This is a genomic window from Streptomyces sp. NPDC045968 (assembly GCF_056430475.1).
Genome location: NZ_JBWKLF010000003.1, coordinates 82,365 through 105,021 on the forward strand (window position 1 = coordinate 82,365; position 22,657 = coordinate 105,021).

At 73.2% G+C, this 22,657-nt stretch carries 16 protein-coding genes and 1 tRNA gene; 4 read left to right on the forward strand and 13 right to left on the reverse strand.

Features of this window, described 5'->3' with window-relative positions:
* Positions 1–18: 18 nt before the first annotated feature.
* Together AC07FA_RS09805 and AC07FA_RS09810 are read right to left on the reverse strand one after the other, a co-directional pair.
* The gene (locus tag AC07FA_RS09805; RefSeq protein ID WP_479074380.1) at positions 19–1,200 is read right to left on the reverse strand and encodes a DUF2786 domain-containing protein; all 1,182 of its coding nucleotides are present in this window, start codon (positions 1,198–1,200) and stop codon (positions 19–21) included.
* 139 nt (positions 1,201–1,339) lie between these two features.
* Positions 1,340–2,257 (reverse strand): NADP-dependent oxidoreductase, encoded by a 918-nt coding sequence (locus AC07FA_RS09810; RefSeq protein ID WP_479074381.1) that lies wholly within the window; start codon positions 2,255–2,257, stop codon positions 1,340–1,342.
* A gap of 86 nt (positions 2,258–2,343) precedes the next feature.
* On the opposite strand from AC07FA_RS09810, the gene AC07FA_RS09815 reads away from it, so the two are divergent.
* On the forward strand, positions 2,344–4,050 hold the full coding sequence (locus tag AC07FA_RS09815) for a bifunctional 3'-5' exonuclease/DNA polymerase (protein WP_479074383.1): 1,707 nt from the start codon (positions 2,344–2,346) through the stop codon (positions 4,048–4,050).
* A gap of 14 nt (positions 4,051–4,064) precedes the next feature.
* On the opposite strand, the gene AC07FA_RS09820 is transcribed toward AC07FA_RS09815, so the two are convergent.
* The 4 genes from AC07FA_RS09820 to AC07FA_RS09835 form a co-directional block, all read right to left on the reverse strand.
* Positions 4,065–5,528, reverse strand: coding sequence for a hypothetical protein (locus AC07FA_RS09820; RefSeq protein ID WP_479074384.1), 1,464 nt, complete (start codon positions 5,526–5,528; stop codon positions 4,065–4,067).
* A gap of 70 nt (positions 5,529–5,598) precedes the next feature.
* The gene (locus AC07FA_RS09825; protein WP_479074386.1) at positions 5,599–6,108 is read right to left on the reverse strand and encodes a SigE family RNA polymerase sigma factor; all 510 of its coding nucleotides are present in this window, start codon (positions 6,106–6,108) and stop codon (positions 5,599–5,601) included.
* 164 nt (positions 6,109–6,272) lie between these two features.
* Positions 6,273–7,115, reverse strand: a complete 843-nt coding sequence (locus AC07FA_RS09830; RefSeq protein WP_479074387.1) for a dioxygenase family protein — start codon at positions 7,113–7,115, stop codon at positions 6,273–6,275.
* A 57-nt stretch (positions 7,116–7,172) separates the two neighbouring features.
* Positions 7,173–8,549: an alpha-lytic protease prodomain-containing protein gene (locus tag AC07FA_RS09835; protein ID WP_479074389.1), complete on the reverse strand. Its 1,377-nt coding sequence runs from the start codon at positions 8,547–8,549 to the stop codon at positions 7,173–7,175.
* A 200-nt stretch (positions 8,550–8,749) separates the two neighbouring features.
* Between AC07FA_RS09835 and AC07FA_RS09840 the strand changes: the two genes are divergently transcribed.
* On the forward strand, positions 8,750–9,433 hold the full coding sequence (locus tag AC07FA_RS09840; protein WP_479074391.1) for a phosphotransferase: 684 nt from the start codon (positions 8,750–8,752) through the stop codon (positions 9,431–9,433).
* A 61-nt stretch (positions 9,434–9,494) separates the two neighbouring features.
* Here AC07FA_RS09840 and AC07FA_RS09845 read toward each other — a convergent pair whose 3' ends face one another.
* Positions 9,495–10,139 carry a response regulator transcription factor gene (locus AC07FA_RS09845; RefSeq protein ID WP_479074392.1) on the reverse strand — a complete coding sequence of 215 codons (645 nt, stop codon included), beginning with the start codon at positions 10,137–10,139 and terminating at the stop codon, positions 9,495–9,497.
* A 13-nt stretch (positions 10,140–10,152) separates the two neighbouring features.
* The gene (locus AC07FA_RS09850; RefSeq protein ID WP_479074394.1) at positions 10,153–11,466 is read right to left on the reverse strand and encodes a sensor histidine kinase; all 1,314 of its coding nucleotides are present in this window, start codon (positions 11,464–11,466) and stop codon (positions 10,153–10,155) included.
* 149 nt (positions 11,467–11,615) lie between these two features.
* Between AC07FA_RS09850 and AC07FA_RS09855 the strand changes: the two genes are divergently transcribed.
* Together AC07FA_RS09855 and AC07FA_RS09860 are read left to right on the forward strand one after the other, a co-directional pair.
* Positions 11,616–12,368 (forward strand): ABC transporter ATP-binding protein, encoded by a 753-nt coding sequence (locus AC07FA_RS09855; RefSeq protein ID WP_479074396.1) that lies wholly within the window; start codon positions 11,616–11,618, stop codon positions 12,366–12,368.
* Complete coding sequence (locus AC07FA_RS09860) at positions 12,362–14,839, forward strand: ABC transporter permease (protein WP_479074398.1); 2,478 nt, start codon at positions 12,362–12,364, stop codon at positions 14,837–14,839. The genes AC07FA_RS09855 and AC07FA_RS09860 overlap by 7 nt, the downstream gene beginning before the upstream one ends.
* Before the next feature lie 157 nt (positions 14,840–14,996).
* Here the strand turns inward: AC07FA_RS09860 and AC07FA_RS09865 are convergent, their stop codons facing one another.
* The 5 genes from AC07FA_RS09865 to tmk all read right to left on the reverse strand — a co-directional run bounded on the left by AC07FA_RS09865 (position 14,997) and on the right by tmk (position 22,500).
* Positions 14,997–15,881, reverse strand: a complete 885-nt coding sequence (locus AC07FA_RS09865; protein ID WP_479074400.1) for a sulfurtransferase — start codon at positions 15,879–15,881, stop codon at positions 14,997–14,999.
* A gap of 65 nt (positions 15,882–15,946) precedes the next feature.
* Positions 15,947–16,020, reverse strand: a tRNA-Thr gene (locus AC07FA_RS09870).
* 142 nt (positions 16,021–16,162) lie between these two features.
* Positions 16,163–17,692: an alpha/beta hydrolase gene (locus AC07FA_RS09875; protein WP_479074401.1), complete on the reverse strand. Its 1,530-nt coding sequence runs from the start codon at positions 17,690–17,692 to the stop codon at positions 16,163–16,165.
* Between the two features lie 85 nt (positions 17,693–17,777).
* On the reverse strand, positions 17,778–18,983 hold the full coding sequence (locus AC07FA_RS09880) for a DNA polymerase III subunit delta' (RefSeq protein WP_479074402.1): 1,206 nt from the start codon (positions 18,981–18,983) through the stop codon (positions 17,778–17,780).
* A gap of 238 nt (positions 18,984–19,221) precedes the next feature.
* Positions 19,222–22,500 (reverse strand): dTMP kinase, encoded by a 3,279-nt coding sequence (gene tmk / locus AC07FA_RS09885; RefSeq protein ID WP_479074403.1) that lies wholly within the window; start codon positions 22,498–22,500, stop codon positions 19,222–19,224.
* Positions 22,501–22,657 lie beyond the last annotated feature (157 nt).

The window sequence follows — 22,657 nt, forward strand, 5'->3', positions numbered from 1 at the left end:
TAACGGCTCATCCTCCGCTCAACGGTCGATGCCCGGCCCGCTTCCACCCATCCGGGCCCGGTCCGCGGCGGCCGTACCGTGGGTCCAGCCGTCGATGTCCGTGGCGCCGCGTACGCGGGTGGTGGTCGTCTTCGGGAACATCCGCTCGGCCGCGTCCGTGACCGCGACGTCCCGGGCGGCCAGCACGGGCAGCAGGCTGCCGGGGGTGGCCTGTTCCGTGCCGGTCCCGGTGTCGTCGCCCGCGTCCGCCGCGGCGGTGACCCGGGCGGTGTCGGATGCGAGGCGGCTGCCGAGCCGTTGGGCGTACGCCATCAGGAAGGACTGCCGGAACGTCTTGGTGCGCTTGCGACCGCCGGCGCGCTGGCCGGCCTCGGCCTTCGTCATCGCGGACGTGCCCTGCACGAGCAGGGAGGTGAAGAGCAGTTCCACCGCCTCCAGGTCCGGTTCGAAGCCGACGACCGTCGTGAAGCCGGCCTCGCTGTTCCAGACGGCCTGGCAGCGGTTGGCGGAGGCGACGGCGTCGAGCAGGATCGCCTTCGCCGTCTCGTACGGGGCGTCGACCCCGATCCGGCAGGCGCCCGGCGTCTCGTCGCTGTGGGTACGGGCGGCGAGCAGCGCCTCGTCGATGCTGTGCCGGGCCATCAGCTCCTGCGCCTTGGTGGTGAGGGCCTCCGCCTCCTCGGGGAAGCCGGTCCCCTCCGCCTTCGCCAGGAGCGCGCGAATCCGCGTGAGCATGCGGGATTCGCCATGGGCGGGCGGCTGGTGGAGGCGGTCGGCGGCGGTCCCGGGGGCCGGGCCGACGGGCTCGATGGCGGGGAGGCGCAGCAGCACGCGGTACAGGTCGAGGAGGGCGGAGGCGTACGAGAAGCGGTCGGGGCGGTTCCGGGGCACGGGGGCGGGCAGTGCGGCGAGCTGGTCGGCCCAGCGGGGCGGGAGGTGCGGGTACCCGGCGGTCTCGGCCGTGATCAGGGTGGCCACGAGCGCGGCCCCGCTCTCGTCCAGGTCCCGCCGGACGATCCGTACGAGGTCGGCGGGCTGCCAGCCGCGGGCCCAGGCGCGCCGCACGAACTCCTCGCCGCGGGCGTGAACCTCGTCGTCGGCGGTGGGGGCGGCGGCCAGGAGGGAGGCGCCGGTGTCCAGGCCGGTGTCGTCCTGCGCGTACAGGGCTGCTGCGAATGCCTGGTCGATCACCGGTTCCATGAGGTCAGGGTAGGTGGGGTGCGGGCATGACCTGGCGGCGGTCTTGCCCCTGCCCGCCCACTTCCTGCCCCGGCCTGGCGGCGGTCTTGCCTGCGCCCGCCCCTGCCCGAACCCGGAGCGCGGCTCCGGGCCCCGCGCCTCACATGCCGGGCAGCAGAACCAGCTTCCCCCGCACATGTCCCGCCTCACTCGCCTCCTGCGCCCTCGCCGCATCGGACAGGGCGAACGTCTGGGCCACCGGCACCCGCAGCTCCCCCGCCGCCGCCAGGCGGACGCTCTCCGCGAGGTGTGCGCCCGGCGGGGCGCCGACGGCGGAGGAGAACGCCACCCCCAGCTTCGCGGCATCCGCGTCCGCGATGGTGACGATCCGGCCGGTGCCGCCGCGCAACTCGATGGAGTCAGGCAGCGCACCCCGCCCCGAGGCGTCGAAGACCGCGTCCACACCCTGCGGCGCGACCTGGTGGACCCGGTCGACCAGGCCCTCCCCGTACGCCACCGGGACCGCGCCGAGGACCCGCAGGTACTCGTGGTTGGCCGGCGACGCGGTGCCGATGACCGTGGCGCCCCGGGCCGTCGCCAGCTGGACCGCCGCGGAGCCCACCGCTCCGGCCGCCCCGTGCAGCAGCAGGGTGTCGCCCTCGTTCACCGCGAGTTCGTCCAGTACCCGGGCGGCCGTCTCGGAGGCGACCGGCAGCGCGGCGGCGGCCTCCCAGTCGAGCTCCTCCGGCTTGCGGACGATGGTTCGCACGTCAGCGAGCGCGTGGGTGGCGTACGAGCCGGTGACGCTCGTGCCGAGCACCTCGTCGCCGGGCGCGAACGCCGTGACGCCCTCACCGATCTCGTCGACCACTCCGGAGAAGTCACTGCCTGGCGTGGCGGGCAACGGTGTGGGGAAGACCTGTTCCATCCAGCCGCGCCGGATCTTGTAGTCGACCGGGTTGACCCCCGCCGCCCTGACCTCCACACGCACCTGGCCGGGTCCCGGGTGCACCTCGTCCACCTGGGCCAGGTGCAGCACCTCGGGACCCCCGAACCGCTCGTACACGATCGCTTCCATGCGTCGATCCTCACGGCCCGGATTCGGTCCTGCGACCCGGAGCCGCCGTCCGGGCCGTTGTCAGTGGCGGGTGCCAGACTCGGTCCATGACCGATCGTTGGGCTCTGGCCACGGCAGAGGGCGGCGGTGCGCTGCTCGCACCGCTGGACCGGGACGGGCTGCCCGCCGGCCCCGTCCTCGCCGAGCCCGACCTCACCGAGGCCGTCCGGTCACGGCCCGACGTGGTGCGCTGGGTCTGGCGGTCGACCGCCGAGATCTATCCACGGCTGCTCGCCGCCGGCGTCCGGGTCGAGCGGTGTTACGACGTGGAGTGCGCCGAGCTGCTGCTGCTCGGCCACGAGGGGCGCTTCGGGGAGCCCCGCTCAGCGGCCGCCGCCTGGGCCCGTCTGCGCAACGCGCCCGTGCCGCCCGATCCGCCGCCCCGCTCCGCCGAGCCGGGGTCGCAGTCCTCCCTCTTCGAACCGCGGTCGGGGACGGACGTCCCCTTCGACGCGCTCCTCGCCGTCTACGCCGAGCAGCTGCGCCGTCACGACGCCGCGTCGCATCCGGGCCGCATGCGGCTGCTCACCGCGTCCGAGTCGGCCGGCATGCTCGTCGCCACGGAGATGAACAGGGCGGGCCTGCCCTGGCGGGCGGACGTGCACCGCGACCTGCTGCACGAACTGCTGGGCGAGCGGTACGCGGGCGGCGGGGAGCCCCGCCGACTGGCCGAGCTGGCGGACGAGGTGTCGGCCGCGTTCGGCAGGAGGGTGCGCCCCGATCTGCCCGCCGACGTGCTGAAGGCGTTCGCGCAGGCCGGGATCAAGGTGAAGTCGACACGGCGCTGGGAGCTCGAAGAGCTGGACCACCCGGCCGTCGAGCCGCTCATCGCGTACAAGAAGCTGTACCGGATCTGGACGGCGCACGGCTGGAGCTGGCTCCAGGACTGGGTCCGTGACGGCCGCTTCCGGCCGGAGTACCAGCCGGGCGGCACGGTCAGCGGCCGCTGGACGACCAACGGCGGCGGGGCCCTCCAGATCCCCAAGGTCATACGGCAGGCCGTCGTCGCGGACGAGGGCTGGCGACTGGTCGTCGCCGACGCCGACCAGATGGAGCCGCGCGTCCTGGCCGCGATCTCCCGCGACCGGGGCCTGATGGAGGTGGCAGGCCATGACGGCGACCTCTACAAGGCGCTGTCCGACCGGGCGTTCCACGGCGACCGCGACCACGCGAAGATCGCCCTGCTCGGCGCGATCTACGGCCAGACCTCCGGCGACGGGCTGAAGAACCTGGCCGCGCTGCGCCGGAGGTTCCCGCAGGCCGTCGCCTACGTCGACGACGCGGCGAAGGCCGGTGAGGAGGGCCGGCTCGTACGGACCTGGCTGGGCCGGACGAGCCCTCCGGCCGCCGGGGCCGGGGAGGACGAGGAGGCGGGCATCCCGCAGGAGGCCGGGGAGCTGCCGGGCGGTGGCGGTTCGGGCGACCCCGACGTCACCCCCGGCTACGCCTCGTCGAACGCCCGGGCCCGGGGCCGTTTCACGCGGAACTTCGTGGTGCAGGGCAGCGCCGCCGACTGGGCACTGCTGCTCCTGGCCGCTCTGCGACGGACGCTCACCGCCGGGGAGTCGCGAGCCGAACTGGTCTTCTTCCAGCACGACGAGGTGATCGTGCACTGCCCGGCCGAGGAGGCCGAGCGCGTGGTGGAGGCGATCCGCGCGGCCGGGGAACTGGCCGGGCGGACCGCCTTCGGCGACACACCGGTGCGGTTTCCGTTCACGACGGCGGTGGTGGAGCGGTACTCCGACGCCAAGTGAGGCCCTGATGGCCCTTACTTCTGGAGTTTCAGCCACTCCGTGCTGGTTGCCAGCGCGGTGAGCTGCTCGATGGTCAGCGCGGGCTCGGCCCGGGTGGCGGCCGCCGACTGTTCGCCGGAGTTGAAGGCGGAGACGACGACGCGCATGCCGTCGGGGCGCATCGTGTCGGCCGTCCACTGGACGACGCCCTCGCCGCCCTTCTCACCGGGCTCCTGCGTGGTCATGACCTTCGTGCCGTCGGGCAGCGTCTCCGCGCCGGTGTAGAGCTGATCGGCGACGTCCCGCATGTCGCGCTGCACATTGACCTGGACGAGCGACCTGCCCTTGCCGTCGTCCACGATGACGTACGCGTACTCGTCGCCATCGGGCCGCTTCTCCACAACCCGGAGGTCCTTGGGCAGCAGTCCCAGGAACGTGGGCATGAGGCGGGTGTAGTCGAGTGCGGGGGCAACGGGCAGGCCGTCCCCCGGCCTCGCGGCCTTCTCCTGCTTCTCCGGCGTCTCCTGCTTCTCCGTCTGCGGCGGTCGCGCGGTCGCCACCGGCGAGGCCGACGACGGGGCCGGGGCCGGAGGATTCGCGGACTTCCCGTCGTCGTGCGCCAGGGCCGCCTTCAGCCGGAGGGCCAGCGCCCGCCACTCCGCGGCCTTGCCCAGGGCGACGAGCCGATCCGTGCCCAGGGGCGGCTCGGGCCGGGTGGGCTTCGCCCGTGCGCCCACGATGCCGTTGTACGCGCGGATGTCCACCGTGACACCGCTGTTGGTGAGGTAGACGTACCGCGAGGACGTGATCCCCTCGTCCCCTTCACCGTTGTCCGCCGGGCCCCCCTTCTCCGGCTTCCCGTCCCCTCCCACCGGGACCGCGCACGCCATGACCCTCTGCTGGGCCGCCTTGCTGCCGACGCCCTCCTCGCTGCCGATGATGCCGAGTTCGGGCTTCCTGCCCGTGGGCTCGTTCGCCCAGAACTTCGCGTCCTCCCGGCACAGCGGCATGCCCTTCGCGTCCTTCTCCAGCTCCGGAGTGACATACAGCGAGGCCGAGACCGTCGCCTCCCCCTTCCCGTCGTCGTAGACGACGGAAGCCGTCGCACGACCGCGGTCGCGCACGGCATCGGTTCCCTGGCCCACCGCCTGAGCGGTCGCGCCCTTCGGCAGCAGGCTCTCCAGCGTGTCGGCCATCTCGGCCCCGGAGACCCCGGACCCGGACCCGGACCCGGACCCGGACCCCGGCAGGACGGACCGCTGTCCGCCCGCCAGGTCGGCCGAGGTACCGGACCCGCCGATCAGGCCGCCGGCGAAGGCCCCGCCCACGCCGATCAGGGCCAGTGCCATCACGCTTCCCGCCATGGCCGTCACCCGGCGCCGCCGCAGGGCGCGGCGGCCCGCCGCCAGCCCGCCGTCCACCACCGACGGGCAGTCGGTGAGCTCGAAGGCTTCCCCCGCACGGCGGAGCTCCTCGCTGAGTTCGTCTTCAAAGGGCATGGGAAACCACCACTTCTCGGGCTGAGTGCGTCTGAGTGAGTTCTGCGTGGATGCCGTCGGTGCGGCGCCGTCAGTGGAGCGCGAACTCCGCGATGCTGCCGCCGAGCTGCTCGCGCAGTTTCCCGAGCGCCCGCACACAGCGGGTCCGTACCGCCGCCGAACTGACCTGGAGTGCCTCGGCGGTCTCTTCGATGCTCCGGTCCTCCCAGTAGCGCAGCACCACCACCGCCCGGTCCTTCGGCGCCAGTTGCGCCAGCGCCTGGAGCAGCGCCAGCCGCAACGCCGGATCGCTGCCCTGGGCCGTCGCGCTGTCCGGCAGTTCCGCCTGCGGGCGCTCGGCCGCGGAACGGCGTCGCCGGTGAGTCAGGAACGTGCGTACGAGCACGGTCTGGGCGTACGCCGCCGGGTTGTCGATCCGGTGGACGCGGCCCCACAGCACGTACATCCGGCCCAGGGTCTCCTGCACCAGGTCCTCGGCGAGATGCTCGTCCCCACTGGTCAGCAGGCATGCCGAGCGATACAGATGCTTCGCACGACCAGCCGCGAACTCTCCGAAGTCGTCCGCGCGCGACGTCCTCATGCCCTCCCCGTTCGTCCGGTCCGTGTCCCGCTCCCCGCCCCCACACCCCTTCGACGCGTCGGGCGCCCGCAAATGTTTCAGAGGGACTGGGAAAGGGTCCCGCCCGCGCGGCTGACCGCGTGGACGGGACCCTTCGGGGCGGTGGTGCCCGCCTGCTGCCGCGTCTACCCGCGTTCCCACAACGCGGGGACATGGGGCGGTTCCCAGCCGGTCATGGCCAGGTGGCCCTGCAGACAGCGGTAGGCGACACCGCCGTAGGTGACGCGGTCTCCCGCGCGGTAGGAGGTCCCGGCCGACCAGGTACCGCCCGGAGGGTCCGTGGGCGGGTCGGTGGGGCCGGGGGTCTGGGCGAGGTCGAGGACGAAGTCGAAGGTGCCCTGCCTGCCGTTCCCGGCGGTACGCACGTTCATGAGCAGCGCTGGGTCGAAGAGGGAATCGGTGGCGTTGCGCGGCTCGTTCGGGAAGTACAGCTGGGTGGTGAGCACCGGGTGGCCGGGGGCCTGGGCCTTCACATGGATGTGCCGGGTGCGTCCGGGATAGAGGCCCGCCACGACCGTGGTGAGCGTGAAGGCCCCGTTCGCGTCGGTGAACTGGTGGCCGCGGAAGGCGTAGCCGGCCATGTCGTACGCACCGTTGGTGTCGGCCTGCCAGAAGTCGAGGAGCACTCCGGGGACGGGCCGGCAGGCCCGGCCGAAGACGTAACCGCTGACGGTCAGCGGCACACCAGGAGTCCCCGTCGTCACCAGGCTGGTGCGGCGCGGGGAGTTGGGCCTGAAGTACGGGCCCTCCATCTGTGGCGGCGTCGGGTCGTCCCCGTCGTCGCAGGCGGGGGTGGGGGCGAGCAGCCCGCCGTCGGAGCCGGCGTCGCGGGCGAGCGCGACGCCTCCTCCGGCGAGCAGCGGGGCGGCGCTCGCGACGATCGCGGCCTTCAGGAGGCTCTTGCGGCTGATGCGGCGGTCGTGGGGGACTTCTTCGTTCGGGGTGCTGTCGCTTGCTGCTGGAGTCATGGCGTATTCCTCGGATGGGGGAGAGGACGTACGGAGGGGAGGTGTCCGGTCAGGCGGTCAGGCCCGTTGCCACAGCGCCGGTACGTTCGGCGGCTGCCAGCCCGGCTGGGCCGTGTGGCCCTGGAGGCAGCGGTAGGTCGCTCCCGCGTACGTGACCGTGGCGCCGGCGGCGTACGCCGTGCCCGCGGCCCAGGTCCCGCCCGGCTCGGTCGGCGGGTCCGTGGGATCGGTGGGCGGGTCGGTCGGTGTGCCGCTGGTCATCAGGGTCAGCCCGTAGACCTGGAGCGCGGCGTTCACCGGCTGGAAGTACGTCGTACCGCCGGACGAGCAGTTGCCGGAACCGCCGGAGGTGACTCCCTGCGCCTGGCTCCCGGAGAGGAACGAGCCGCCGGAGTCGCCCGGTTCGGCACACACACTGGTGCGGGTCACCGGGGAGATGGTGCCCTCGGGGTAGGTGACGCTGGTGTTGCGCTGCTGGATGGTGCCGCAGTGCCAGCCGGTCGTGGATCCCGAGCGGCAGACGGAGGCGCCTTCGAGCATTTCGGTGGAGCCGGTGACGGTCACGTCGCCCCTGCCGTACCCGTTCACCAGGGCGCGCGGGGTCCAGCTGGTGTTCGTGGCGACCCAGGCGTAGTCGCGGCCGGGGAAGGTGGATGCCTGGAAGGAGCCCTGGGCCTGCTGGTTGTAGCCGTTGGTGGTCGTGCCGGCCCTGCCGCAGTGGCCAGCGGTGACGAAACCGTTCTGCGTACCGCGTCTGACCGGGAAGCCGATGGAGCAGCGGCCCGAGCCGTTCATGTAGTACGCGTCGCCGCCGCGCAGGTCCGCGAGGGCGCGCGGCCGCTCGGTGGACCGGTTGACCTTCACGAGGGAGCGGGAGACACCGGCGGCGTCGAGGAAGGTGTCCGCGGCCGAGGCGTCCGCCGCGTTGACGACGACCCGGTTGGTGCGCACGTCGACGTACCAGGAGGGCACGTCCCTGGGGGCCTCGCTCCGCGCCGTGCGGTCCAGCGCGGCCTTGGCGGCTTCGAGGCGGTCCAGGCTGTGGCCGACGACCTCGGCCTCGGCGCCCGCGGCGGTGATGCGTCCCGCCTCCGCGGCGTCGGTGGTGGCGACGGTGAGCGTGGCGCTGTCACCGCTCACCCGGGCACCGGCGAAGCTGGCGCCGAGGGACTTCTCCAGCCCCGCGGCGACGGCCGCGGCCCGGTACTCGTCGTCCATCCGGCTCCTCGCCTCCTCCTCGCTCAGCCCGAGGTCGCGCCGCATGGCCTCGATCAGGCCGGGTGACACCTGCCCGGCCGCCGCCACGGAGGGGACGGCGGCGCCCGTCGGGTCGGCCGACGCGGTGCCGGTCAGACCTGCCAGGGCGAGCGCGCCCACCGCCGCGGTGGCGGTGCACGCGATGAGCGCGCGTCTGCGGAGTGCGGTGATCTCCACGTAACTCTCCTTGGTGTGGGGGGTGTTGGGCTCCACGGCGGGGAGGCCGTGTCGGGGACTGCCGAAACCGTAGCCGCGCACCCGTCGGCCGAGGAGATCCCGTCCGCCCCCTCACTTCGCGTTATGGGGCGCCCCCGGACGAGGACGTGCACATGCCCCGGCGACTCCCCCTCGGACGGCGGCCCGGGTAGGTTCCCCTCATGCACACAGGCCAACCGCTGGGCTCAGGACGCACCGCCGATGTGTACGCGATCGACGAGTCCTGGGTCCTGCGCCGCTACCGCGACGGCACCGACGCCACGCCTGAACTGGCCGTCATGGCCTACCTCTCCGCCACCGGATTCCCGGTCCCCCGCATAGGTCCGCCCGTAGGCCCCTCGATGCCCGCATCCGACCTGGTGCTGCAACGGCTGACCGGCCCGACGATGGCGGAGGCCCTGCTCGCGGGCACGCTCAGCGGGCCGGAGGGCGCCGAGACGCTGGCGCGGCTCCTGCGGGAGCTGCACGCGATCCCGCCCCGGCTCTCCCACGACCCGGACGACCGGATCATCCATCTCGATCTGCATCCGGAGAACGTGATGCTGACGCCCCACGGTCCGATGGTGATCGACTGGAGCACCGCTTCGGAAGGCCCGCCGGAGCTCGACCGGGCCATGTCGTGCCTGATCCTGGCCCAGGTCTCGCTCGATCCCTCGTTCCCGGCCGGCGCCGCCGTCCGGGGTCTGCTGGGGGAGCTGGTCGGCCGGCTCGCCGAGGACGGCGGTGTACCCGTCGGCGCCCTGGCCCGCGCCAGGGCGCTCCGGGCCGCGGACCCGTGCCAGAGCGAGCGGGAGCTGGCGGTGCTCGACGAGGCGGCGGAGCTGGTCGGCACCGCGACGGGCTGACGACACGCCCCGAGGTACGGCACCAGGGCACGCGAGTCCGGGCCCGATCCGAACGGGAGACCTACCCCCGCAGGTAGGCCAGTACGGCGAGCACGCGGCGGTTCGTCTCGTCCGTCAGCGAGAGGTCGAGCTTCGTCAGGATGGAGCCGAAGTGCTTGCTGACCGTGCCCTCACTGACCGACATCGCCTGCGCCACCGAGGCGTTCGAGCGGCCTTCGGCCATCAGCGCCAGCACCTCCTGCTCGCGGGCGGTGAGCCGGGACAGCGGATCACGGCGGTGCCTGAGCAGGTGGCGTACGACCTCCGGGTCGACCACGGTGGCGCCGTCGGCGACCCGCTGGAGCGCGTCGACGAACTCCTCCACGTTGCCGATCCGCTCCTTGAGGAGATAGCCGACGCCCGTGCCGTCGGAGGAGTCGAGCAACTCCTCGGCGTAGGCCCGCTGGACGTACTGACTGAGGACGAGCACGGGCAGCCGCGGCCGGGCCTCGCGCAGGGCGACGGCCGCCCGCAGGCCCTCGTCGGAGAAGCCTGGCGGCATGCGCACATCGGTCACGACGACGTCCGGCCCGTGTTCCTCGACCGCGGCGGTGAGCTCGTCGGCGGTGCCGACACCCGCCACGACCTGGTGGCCGAACCGCTCCAGCAGACCGACGAGGCCCTCCCGCAGAAGCACGCTGTCCTCGGCCAGCACGATGCGCAACATCAGATCCTCAACGTCATGGGGCGGCGGGCGTAAGGGATATGGCGTGCCCGACCAGGGCGTGCACGGGAACGTCCAGCCGGAATACGGTCGGTCCTCCGGGCGGGCTGGACAGTAGCAGGTGGCCGTCCAGCACCGAGACACGGTCGGCCACCCCCTGGAGCCCGGTGCCGCCGGCCGTGGCCGCACCACCCGTCCCGTCGTCCCGGACCTCGACCACCAACGCCCCCTCCGTCACGCGGCCGTGCACCTCGGCCCGGCCGGCCCCGCTGTGCTTGGCCACATTGGCGAGCGCCTCGCAGACCGCGAAGTACACAGCTGTCTCGACATGTTCGGGGAGCCGGCCCGGCAGGTCGAACTCCACGTCCACAGGCACAGCCGACCGGTCCGCCAGGTCCTCGACCGCTGCCTGGAGACCGCGGTCGGTGAGCACCTGGGGGTGGATTCCCTGGATCAGTTCCCTGATCTCGACCAGCGCCGCCCGGGCCTCGTCGTGCGCCTTGGCCAGCAGTCCGCCCAGTGGCTCGGCCGGGCTCTCCAGCCTGGCAAGGCCCAGCGTCATCGACAGGGCGACGAGCCGCTGCTGCGCCCCGTCGTGCAGATCGCGCTCGATCCTCCGGCGCTCCGCCTCGAACGCGTCCACCAGCCGCATCCGCGACCGCCCCAGCTCCACGATCCTGGCGTCGGTCCCGCTGCCGCGCGAGGACAGCATCCACCGGGTCAGCGCACCCCTGGCCGCGGCGGCCAGCCCCACCGGGTAGGCGGACGCAGCCAGCAGTACGGCCCCGAGAAGCGCAGCGGCGCACGCCTGCGGATACGTTTCGGCCAGGCCCAGCTTCAGTACGCGTACCTCCTCGCCGCCGGTGACCACGGCCATCACGACCGGCGTCGAGAGCAGTCCGCCGCAGACCGCGAGCACCGTCCCGATCACCAGCCCCTCCAACGGCCACAGCACCCAGGCGAACAGCAGCGCGAAGCCGAGCTCCCGCCAGGTGGCCCGCTCCCGCAGCCGTGTCCGCACCCACGCGGTCAGGCCGGTGCGGTCCGGGTCGCGGTGCGGATCAGCGATCGGAGCGGGGTCGACCAGCCGCAGCCGCCGGCGCTCCAGCGCGGCCACCGGGACACCGGTGAGCGCGAGCATCAGAAGGAGCGGAATCCCGATCAGTACGAGGGTCAGCGCACTGCCCACGACCGCCAGCAGCAGGACGCAGCCGAGGACCGCCATCCCGGCCGGGACCCCGCTGAGCAGATAGAGCGCCGCACGCCACGGCCATCCGCCGAGGAGGTAGCGGGGCCTTCGAAGAGCCTGACCGATGCTGTGGGAGCGCATGAGCGCACGGTAGAAGGTGCTGGTCGCGGGCGGCCACCCAGCTGGCTCCACCATCCGCCGGGTGCTGGGTGGAGGTGGAGCCACCTCCACCTCCAGGACCCCTCCTCGCTGCGATGTGCGCGGCGTGAGGCGTCGGTTGACTGGCTCTCATGAATCAGCGACCCGCCGCCGACCCGCCCGCCGTGCGGCTCAGTTCGGTCACCCGCTCCTTCGGGAAGCCTGCCGACGCCGTCACCGCCCTCGACCACGTCAGCCTCACCATCCCCCGTGGAACGTTCACCGCCGTCATGGGGCCTTCCGGCTCCGGCAAGTCCACGCTGCTCCAGTGCACGGCGGGCCTGGACCGGCCGACCGGCGGCCGGGTGTTCCTCGGGGACACGGATCTGACAGGGCTGAGCGAACGGCGGCTGACCCTGCTGCGCCGCGACCGCGTCGGGTTCGTCTTCCAGGCGTTCAACCTGCTGCCTTCCCTCACGGCGGCGCAGAACGTGGCGCTCCCCTTGCGGCTTGCGGGCCGACGGCCAAAGCGGTCCGAGGTGCGTGACGTACTGGAGCAGGTCGGTCTCGCCGACCGGGCCGGGCACCGGCCCGCCGAACTGTCCGGCGGGCAGCAGCAGCGGGTGGCCCTGGCCAGGGCTCTTGTCACCCGTCCCGAGGTGCTGTTCGGTGACGAGCCGACCGGGGCGCTCGACTCGCAGACCGGCAGGGAGGTGCTGACGCTGCTGCGCTCCATGGCCGACCGGGGCCAGACCGTCATCATGGTGACGCACGACCCGGTGGCCGCCTCCTATGCGGACCGGGTGGTGTTCCTGGCCGACGGATCGGTACGGGACGAGCTGTACGAGCCGACGGCGGATCAGGTCGCCGCACGTATGACCGCATCGGCGGTGCTCCCGTGCTGAGCCTGGCACTGCGCTCGATGCGGACCCGCTGGGTCACGTTCATCGGCTCCTTCGTCGCCCTGGCCCTGGGCGTCGGGCTGATCGCCACCACGGGGATGGCCCTGGCGGCGACGTTCAGCCCGCCGGACCGGGTGCCGGAACGGTTCGCCGCGGCCCCGGTCGTCGTACGGGCGTCCGACACCCTGCGTATCGCGACGCCGGTCGGGGAACGTACGCAGCGACTCGCCGATCCCCGGCCCGTGCCCGCCGACCTGGCCGCCCGGCTCGCCTCATTGGGCCGCACGGCCCAGGACCGTACGTTCCCCGTCCGGATCACCGGGGAGGACCTCGTCGGCCACCCCTGGTCGATCGCCGCCGCCACCCCGTACCGCCTCTCCGCGGGCCGTGCCCCCGAGGCTCGGCACGAGATCGTCGTCGCGACGGGTTCCGGCCACGGCCTCCGCGTCGGGGACCGGGTCCGGGCCGCCACCGGCCGGTACGGCGCCGCCGCCGTACGGACGGTCGTCGGAACCGTGCCGGCGACCGGCTTCGAGAGCGCCGTGTTCTTCAGCGACGCCGAGGCGGCCCGCATCTCCCCACCGGTCGACGCGGTCGTGGTGAACGCCGACCCCGCCGCCGTACGCCAACTGGCCGGGGCCGCCCCCGGCATGACCGTCCTCACCGGTGACGAACGGCGTCGGGCCGACCCCGACCCCGACCGGGACAGCGAGGCGCTGGTCGCCGTCAACGCCATGCTCGGCACGGCGGCCGGCATCACCGGTTTCGTCTCGGTCTTCGTCGTCGCGTCGACGTTCTCCTTCACCGTGGCCCAGCGGCGGCGCGAGTTCGGGCTGCTCCGCACGGCCGGTGCCACACCGGGTCAGGTACGCCGCATGGTGGTCGCCGAGGCAGCCGTCATCGGGGTGCTCGCCTCGGCGGCGGGCTGCCTGCTCGGCGACGCCGCCGCACCCCGGCTCGCCTCCTGGATGACGGGCGCGGGAATCGCACCGTCCTGGTTCGCCGTCGGTGACGTGGCCTGGCCCCTGCACGCCGCCTTCTGGACGGGACTGTTCGTCGCGATGGCCGGTGTGGTGGTCTCCTCCCACCGGGCCGGACGGATCGGCCCCGCCGAGGCGCTCCGCGAGTCCTCCGTCGACAGCCGGACGATGCCGCTGAGCCGCCTCCTGGTGGGATCCGCCGTCCTGCTGACCGGCCTGGGGCTGCTGGCCTGGGCGCTGGTCACCGATCCGGGGGACGTACTGAAGCGGAAGACGTACGTCCTTCAGCCCATGTGGCTGATCGTCGGCTGCGCGCTCTTCGCCCCGCTCCTGGTACGCCCGCTGACCCGTCTGCTGACCTGGCTGCCCGCACGGCTGCCGGGCGCCACGGGTCTGCTGGCCCGGCAGAACGCCTCCACTTCGGTACGCCGCACGGCGGCCGTCGCGGCTCCGGTCCTCATCACCGTCGCCCTGGCCGTCTCCCTGCTCGGCACCGTGGCCACCATCAGCGGGGCCAAGGTCACCGAAGCGGCATCGCAGACCCGCGCGGACTGGATGGCGGTGGCCGACGAGGGCCGCACGCTGGACCCGCGCTTCCTCATCCGGGCCCGCGGCATCCCGGGCGCGGTGACCAGCGCCTCGCGCTCCACCGCCGTCACCGTCCTCGAAGAGGGCACCGCGCTCATCCGGTCCGAGGCCAGGGCCGTCGACCCGACCGCCCTGGCCCGGATCGCCCGTCTCCCGGTCGTCTCCGGCCGGATCACCGACCTCGACGACGGCTCCATCGTCGTCAACGAGGAGTGGGAGACCCGGACCGTCGGGCAGCGGGTGAGCGTCTGGCTCGGCGACGGGCGCAAGGTGACGCTGCGCATCGCCGCGGTCCTGCGCGTCGGCACCGGCTCCAACGGGGTGTACGTGACCCCGAGGAACGCGGCGGGCGCCGGAATCGACCGTATCGACATCGCACTCCGTGCCGGAGCGGACCGTTCGGCCACCGCCGCCCTCCTGGAAGAGGCCGGCCGGGTAACCGCCACCCCCGTCCTGACGAAGGACGCCTGGGTCGCCGAGCACTATCCGCGCACCAGCGAGAACACCCGTACGGGCCTGTTCCTGATCCTCGGAATCGCCCTGCTGTACACGGGCATCGCCCTGGCCAACACCCTGGTGATGGCCACCTCGGACCGGGTCCGCGACCTCGCCGTACTCCGCCTCACCGGCGCCACGAAACCGCAGATCCTGCGCCTGGTCGCCGTCGAGGCCCTGGTGGTCGTGGCCGTGGGCGCCGTCCTCGGCGGGGCGGTCGCCGCCCTGAACCTTCTCGGCGTCAAGGGCGCCCTGGAACTGCTCGCCGTGAGCTCACCGGTGATCGTGCCCTGGGGCACCATGGCCGCACTCCTGGCCGCGAGCGCTGCCCTGGCCACGGTCTCCGCCGTACTGCCGGCCCTGGCGGCCCTGCGCACCCGGCCGGCCGAACTGGCCGGCATGCGCGAATGACACGCCCTCCGCCGCCTTCGACGCGTCCGTCACGAGAGGCGGCCATCCTCGGAACCGCCCGTCACGAGAGGCGGCCATCCTCGGAACCGCCCGTCACGAGAGGCGGCCGGCCTCGGAACCGCCCGTCACGAGAGGCGGCCGTCCTCGGAACCGCCCGTCACGAGAGGCGGCCGTCCTCGGAACCGCCCGTCACGACGGGGCGCTCCGAGGGCAGCCCCCACTCGCTCCAGGATCCGTCGTACACGGACAGACCGGATGGGGACAGGCCGCCGTACCCCGCCAGTTCGGCACCCAGCGCCAGCACACAGGCGGTGACCCCGGACCCACAGCTGAACACCAGCCGCTCCCGCTCCCCCGCGAGACCGGCGAAGGCGGCTCGCAGCTCCGCGGCCGGGAGCATCCGTCCGTCACGCTGGAGCTCGACGAAGGGCAGGTTCACCGCCCCCGGCATATGGCCACCCCGCAGCCCCGCCCGGGGCTCGGGTGCCGTACCGGCGAACCGCTCCCGGGCCCGGGCGTCGAAGACGACGGCATCCGGATCGGCAAGGGCAGCCGAGACCTCGCCGCTCCCGACGACGAACCCGGCGCGCGGCCGAGCGGTGAAGTCACCCTCCGCCCACACCGCCGGGACGCCACCGCTCTCCAACGGCAGCCCGGCTCCGGCCCACGCGGGCAGACCCCCGTCGAGCACGGCGACCCGGTCGAAGCCCATCGCACGCAGCATCCACCAGGCCCGGGCGCTGGAGTAGATGCCCACCCCGTCGTAGACGATCACGGTGTCGGAGTCATGGACACCCAGCGCCCGCATCTCCCGCGCGAAGGCCTCCGCCCCGGGCATGGTGTGGGGCAGCGGCCCGGAGTGATCGGACAGCGCACCGTCGATATCAAAGAGCCGGGCCCCCGGAATCCGCCGCTCCGCCCCCCGGTTCGCGCCCACGGAGGCATCGAGCACCACGACCCCCGGCAGCCCCAACCGCTCCCCGAGCCACTCCACACCGACCAACGGACCGGGAAGAACCCCCGACAGCTCCGGCACACCCATGCGTCTCTCCCCCCAAGAAAGCAAAAGCCCCAGGTCACGGTGAGTGAGACCTGGGGCTTCAAAAGAGCCGCCTTCGGGATTCGAACCCGAGACCTACGCATTACGAGTGCGTTGCTCTGGCCAACTGAGCTAAGGCGGCACGCCCTGTCGCACTATGGTGCGATCAGCAGCGGGCCCAAGTCTACACAGTTTCCGGGGGTGCTCCGTACCGGCCGCCCCCGGAGCCGTATCCGCAGGTCAGACGCGGGGCGGGCAGGGTTCGGGCGTGGGCCGGGCCCGGGTCAGGAGCACTTCTTGCCGGCCGGGGGAGGTGTGCCCTCCAGGAGGTAGGTGTTGATCGCCGTGTCGATGCAGTCGCTTCCCCGGCCGTACGCCGTGTGGCCGTCCCCCTCGTACGTGAGGAGCGTGCCGGAGGAGAGCTGGTCCGCGAGTGACTCGGCCCACTTGTACGGGGTGGCCGGGTCCCGGGTGGTGCCCACCACGACGATCGGCGGCGCGCCCTTCGCCTCCGTGCGATGGGGGGTCCCGGTGGGGTCGGCCGGCCAGTAGCCGCAGTTCAGGGCCGCCCAGGCGAAGCCCCTGCCGAAGACCGGGGACGCCTGCTCGAAGCTGGGGACGGCCTTGCGGACGGCGGTCGGCGCGTCGAAGGCGGGGGGCAGGTCGAGGCAGTTCACGGCCGCGTTGGCGAACATCAGGTTGGCGTACGAGCCGTTCGGCTCGCGCTCGTAGTAGCTGTCGGCGAGGGCCAGCAGACCCGAGCCGTCACTGCGCTCGGCCCCCGCCAGTGCCTCACGGAGCTGGGGCCAGGCCGCCTCGTCGTACATGGCGGCGATCACCCCGGTCGTGGCGAGCGACTCGCCCAGCTTCCGGCTCTCGCCGGTCGGGACGGGCTTGGCGTCCAGGTCGGTGAAGAGCCGCTTGAGCGCGGTGCCCGCCGCCTCCGTGGAGGTCGTGCCGAGCGGGCAGTCCTCCTTCTTCACGCAGTCCGCGGCGAAGGACTGGAACGCCGCCTCGAAGCCCGCCGTCTGGTCGCGGTTGATGTCGATGGCCGGAAGGGAGGGGTCCATCGCACCGTCGAGGACCAGCCGGCCCACCCGGTCCGGGAAGAGGTCCGCGTACGTCGCCCCGAGGAAGGTGCCGTAGGACGCCCCGACGTAATGCAGCTTCTCGTCGCCCAGCAGGGCACGCAGGACGTCCATGTCGCGGGCCGTCTCGACCGTGGAGACATGCGGGAGGATCCTGGCGGAGCGCTTCTCGCAGCCGCGGGCGAACTCCTCGAAGGCGGCGCTCAGTTTCGTGGTCTCGGCGGCGTCGTCGGGGGTCTGGTCGACCTGGGTGTAGGCGTCCATCTCCTTGCCGGTCAGGCACTCGACCGGCTCACTGCGGGACACTCCGCGCGGGTCGATCGCGACCATGTCGTAGCGGGCCCGGACCGGTGCCGGGTAGCCGATGGCCGCGTACCCCTGGAGGTAGCCGACGGCCGAGCCGCCCGGTCCGCCCGGATTCACCAGGAGCGAGCCGATCCGCTTGCCCGGCCCGGTGGCCTTCTTGCGGGAGACGGCCAGCTTGATGTCCCCGTCGTCGGGATCCCCGTAGTCCAGCGGCGCCTTCATCGTGGCGCACTGGAAGCCCTCCACACCGCAGTCCCGCCAGTTCAGCTTCTGCGCGTAGTACGGCTTGAGGTCCTTGGGGGCCGCCGCTCCGGCCGCCGACGCACTCGTCGTCGACGGTCCGCTGCTGCAGCCCGAGACGAGGAGGCCCGCAGTGGCGAGCGCGGTGGCGGAGATACGGAGCAGGCGCCTGGTGTCCATCCCCGGAGCGTAGTCGCCGGGTGACGACTCGTCCGATTCCCTGCTCATTCGGGTGAATACCCGTCCCACCCGTGCAGCGGCGGCGTCAGCCGGCCCGGAGCGCCATCGTCATCGCCTCCACCGCGAGCAGCGGTGCCACGTTGCGATCCAGTGCCCGGCGGCAGGCGATGACCGCCTCGATCCGCCGCAGGGTGCGCTCGGGGGTCGACGACCGGGCGATCCGGTCGAGCGCGTCCTCCGCGTCGGCGTTGGCTATGGCGATCCGCGAACCGAGCTGGAGCGCCAGTACGTCGCGGTAGAAGCCGGTCAGATCGGTGAGCGCCAGGTCCAGGCTGTCGCGCTGCGACCGGGTCTTGCGGCGCTTCTGCCTGTCCTCCAGCTCCTTCATCACCCCCGCCGTGCCACGGGGCATCCGGCCTCCCGCGACCGCGCCGAGGGCCGCCTTCATGTCGTCGGTCTCCTTGACGTCGACCTCGTCCGAGACCTGCTTGGCCTCCTCCGACGCGGTGTCGATCAGTTCCTGGGCGGCCTTCAGGCAGCCGCCGACGTCATCGATCCGGAGCGGGAGCTTGAGCACGGCGGCGCGGCGGGCCCTGGCCCGCTCGTCCGTGGCCAGGCGACGGGCCCGACCGATGTGGCCCTGGGTGGCCCGGGCCGCGGAGGCGGCCCGCTCGGGATCGATGCCGTCCCGCCGGATCAGGACGTCGGCGACGGCGTCGACGGACGGCGTGCGGAGCGTGAGGTGACGGCAGCGGGAGCGGATGGTGGGCAGGACGTCCTCCAGGGAAGGCGCGCAGAGCAGCCACACCGTGCGGGGCGCGGGCTCCTCGACGGCCTTCAGCAGGACGTTGCCCGCCCCCTCGGTCAGACGGTCGGCGTCCTCCAGGACGATGACCTGCCAGCGGCCGACGGCCGGGGAGAGCTGGGCGCGGCGTACCAGCTCGCGGGTCTCCTTCACACCGATCGAGAGCAGGTCGGTGCGGATGACGTCGACGTCGGCGTGCGTACCGATGAGGCTGGTGTGGCAGCCGTCGCAGAAACCGCAGCCCGGGATGCCGCCGAGGGCCCGGTCCGGGCTGGTGCACTGGAGCGCGGCGGCGAAGGCACGGGCGGCGGTGGACCGTCCGGACCCGGGCGGTCCGGTGAACAGCCAGGCGTGGGTCATCTTCGAGCCCGGCGGCACGGGCTCGCCGGTGGAGATGGCGGTGACCAGCGCATCGGCGTCACGGGCGGCAGCGGCCAGCTGCTCCTGCACCCGGTCCTGTCCGACGAGGTCGTCCCATACGGTCATGGGTCACCGCCCTTCCGGTGGTGTGGTGGTGCGTCGAGCGCTGGCGGGGGTGGGGTGATGCGTCGAGCCGGATTCCCATTGTGGGGGAAGGGTCTGACAATCCCGGCTTTCCGGCGGTCGGCACGGGCCGGCCGACGGGCGCTCCCGGGACGGCTGCCGCTCCCACGCCATCGGCGGGCCCGGAATTCCGGGCCCGCCGATGAGAGAGCCGGGCGGATCGGTCAGCCAGGCGGGTCGGTCAGCCGCGCGGACGGCGGCCCCGGCCGGACGGACCCTGATCCTCGTCGTGGCCGCCGAGCAGTTCGTCGGCCAGGGACGGCAGGTCGTCCAGCGGCGTCTCCTCGGCCCAGTCGGGCCGGGGGCGCTTCTGGCGGGCCTGGCGGTCGTACGCCTCCCGGGTGGCCCGGGGGTCCTCGCCGATCTGCGGCAGCTCGCGCGTGCGCTCGTTCTCGCTCTCCGGGGCGGGCGCGGCGGGGCGCTCGTCACGGAAGATGCCCGGCGGCACACGGTCGGACGGCGCCTCGTCCCGTACGGGCGGCAGAACCGCCGTCTCGTCCGCGTCCCGTGCCGGACGGCGCGCGGCCGGGTCGTTCACCCGCGGCAGCATGGCCGTATCGGCGTCGTCCCCGGCCGAACGGCCGGAGCGGTCGGAACGGTCGGAGCGGTCCGAGCGGTCCGAGCGGTCGGAGCGGTCCGAGCGTTCGGAGTGCGGGTGCTCGGTCGGCTGCGCCACCGGCGACGGCACCGGCTGGGTGACCTCGTTCGCCCCGATGACCGGCGTCGGCACCGTGAGCTCGTTGTCGGGCACGGACGGCCCGGACCGGTCGGAGGGCCGCGAGCGCTTCGAACGTTCCGAACGCTCCGCTTCCTCAGCGGCGGCAGCGGCAGCAGCAGCGGCCTCCGCCTCCGCCCTGGACGCGGCCTCGGCCTCTGCCCTGGACGCGGCCTCCGCCTCCGCCTGACGCCGTGCCTCCTCGGCCCTCAGCAGGGCCTCTTCCGCCTTGCGCTGCTTCTCAAGGCGTCGTGCCTCCGCCTCCTTGCGCAGCCGCGCCTCTTCCTCGGCCTGCCTGCGAAGGCGTTCCTGCTCGGCCGCGCGCACCTGCTCCTCGGCCTCGCGCCTGGCGCGCTCCTCCTCCGCGAGACGGCGTGCCTCCTCGGCCCGCAGCCGGGCCTCCTCGGCCTGCCGTTCGGCCTCGCGCTGCCGCGCCTCCTCCAGCTCGCGGCGCTTGCGCTCCTCCTCCTCGGCACGGAGCCTGGCGAGCTGTTCCTGCCGCTCGCGCTCCAGCCGCTCCTCCTCGGCCTTGCGGGCCGCCTCTTCCTCGGCCCTGCGCCTGGCCTCTTCCTCGGCCGCCCTGCGCGCTTCCTCCTGGGCCTTGATCTCGGCCTCGGAGAGCGGAAGGAGCCGGTCGAGCCGGTGGCGTACGACGGTGGTGATCGCTGCCGGTTCCTGGCCGGCGTCCACCACCAGATAGCGGACGGGGTCGGCCGCCGCGAGGGTGAGGAAGCCGGAACGCACCCGGGCGTGGAACTCCGGCGGCTCCGACTCCAGACGGTCCGGCGCCTCCGTGAACCGTTCGCGCGCGGTCTCCGGGTCCACGTCCAGCAGCACGGTCAGATGCGGTACGAGGCCGCTCGTCGCCCACCGGGAGATCCGGGCGATCTCGGTCGGGGACAGGTCACGGCCCGCGCCCTGGTAGGCGACGGACGAGTCGATGTACCGGTCGGAGATGACGATCGCACCGCGCTCCAGCGCCGGACGCACGACCGAGTCGACGTGCTCGGCGCGGTCGGCGGCGTACAGCAGGGCCTCGGCCCGGTTGGAGAGCCCGGCCGACGACACGTCGAGCAGGATCGACCGCAGCCGCTTGCCGACCGGCGTCGCTCCCGGCTCGCGGGTCACGACGACCTCGTGGCCCTTGGCCCGGATCCACTCGGCGAGCGCCTCGACCTGGGTGGACTTGCCGGCCCCGTCGCCGCCCTCCAGGGCGAGGAAGAAGCCGGTGGCGGCGGGCGCGACCGTGGGATCGCCGCCGCGCACCGCCTCGCGCAGATCGCGTCGCAGCGGCACACCCGCGCGGTCGTCCGTCTTGGCGAGGAGCACCGCGGCCACGGGCAGCAGCAGCGCGCCGATGAGCATCAGCACGAACGCGGCCCCGCCGTGCGCGAAGACGAAGTCACCGGAGACCAGGCGGTGCCGGCCGATGGCGGCGGCCAGCAGCGGGCCGCCGACGGCGCCGAGCGCGATGAGCACCCGGACGACGGCCTGGAGGTGTTCGGTGGTCCTGGCCTGCCGGAACTCCTCGGTCTCCTGGTCGATGAGCGTGTGCCCCGTGCCGGCGGCGACACCGGCCGCGTAACCGGCGAGGAGCGCGAGGAGCAGCCCCGTCGTCGTGTCGGGCACCAGGCCGAGCGTGAGGAGCGCGACTCCGGTGACGGCGGTGGCGAAGGCCAGCAGACGGCGCCGCGACAGGGTGGGCAGCACCTTCTGCGCGGTACGGATACCGAGGCCGGTGCCGCCGGTCAGCGCCAGGATCAGCAGCGCGAACGTGGCGGGGCCGCCGCCCAGGTCGAGCGCGTGCAGTACGGAGACCGCCGCCGCAGCGGCGATCGCCCCCGCGACCGCGGCGCAGGCGCCGACGACCAGCGGAACCGTGCCGGTGCGGCCCTTGTCGGGTCCCGTGCCGGTGGCCGGACGGCGCAGGCCCTCCAGGGGCGAACGCGGGCGGGGGGTCGGCGTACCGGGCAGTTCGAGGAAGTACAGGGTCGAGATCGAGGCGGAGAACAGTCCGGCCGCGACGTACGAACCGAGTGCCGCCTGGTGGAACGAGAACCAGTCGAGTCCCGCACCGAGCAGATTGCCGATCAGGGTGGCGATCAGCAGGGCCGCTCCGGCGGCGGGGATCGCGAGGAAGTTCGTACGCAGGGAGAGCCTGCGCAGTGCGTCGAGGTGGTCGGGCAGGGGGCGCACGGCGGCGCCTTCGGCGGGCGGGGCTGGCAGCAGCGCGGGGGCCGCGCTCTCCTTCGCGACCGTCCACAGCCGCTCACCGACGCCGGTGACGAAGACGGTGATCAGGATCATCATGAGTGCCTGGTCGGGCATCCAGTCGATCCACAGCGGTGCGACGACCAGGAGAGCGAGTCGCAGCCCGTCCACCCCGATCATCAGCCAGCGCCGGTCCACCGGGCCGCCCGGGCCCGTGAGCGACGTCAGTGGCCCCAGGAGTACGGCTCCGAAGAGCACCGTGGAAATAATCCGGACGCCGAACACCGCGGCGACCGCGAAGGCCGCCCCTCGGTATCCGGCTCCGAATGAGCCCTCCAGGACCGCCGCTTGCAGCGACATCAGCACCAGCACGAGAAGGGCGAGTGCATCGCCGATACTGCCGACGAGCTGGGCGCTCCACAACCGCTTCAGCGGGGGAACACGCAACAGTGCTCGTACGGCGCGCTCGCGTGAGTCTGCGGCAAGTGTGTCGGAGGTGGGGCTCACGACCGTTGGCTGCTCGGCTCGCGTCATCCGCCCAGCCTATCCGGAGCGGTGCGGTCACCGTTGGCCCCGTCCGAACATACGGCCGCGGGGGCGCGGCGGGCGCCTTCCCCGTACACGCGACACATACGGATACAAGACATACGGATACGAGACATACGAAACGGCGGGACCGTGAGGGCCCCGC